Source organism: Pseudoalteromonas sp. A757 (genome assembly GCF_004103285.1).
Classification (GTDB): Bacteria; Pseudomonadota; Gammaproteobacteria; order Enterobacterales; family Alteromonadaceae; genus Pseudoalteromonas; species Pseudoalteromonas galatheae.
On the sequence record NZ_QNQN01000004.1, the window covers coordinates 1 to 229 of the forward strand.

The 229-nt window shown below is 41.9% G+C and carries 1 pseudogene; it reads left to right on the forward strand.

From position 1 onward, the window contains the following. Positions 1-199 (forward strand): annotated as a pseudogene (locus DRB05_RS22850) (hypothetical protein); the annotation flags it as partial. Positions 200-229: the final 30 nt, after the last annotated feature.

Consider the following 229-nt stretch of genomic DNA (forward strand, 5'->3'; position numbering starts at 1 on the left):
GCAGGACGCGAGAGCGGTGCTACTAAAGCTATTTCCCCGCTTCAAGATAGATCATTTACTTAATACAACTGGTATAAGATTGATAAAAGGGAAGCATTGCAGCTTCCCTTTTTGGCTGGGTAAACTAGGGCCTGTTGATCTTTCAAGTTTGTTTTTGCAGCAGTTTGATTGGTATTTATACAAGGCAGAGCCAGCGTAGCATAGTCATTCTATGTAAGTCTGGCGATAA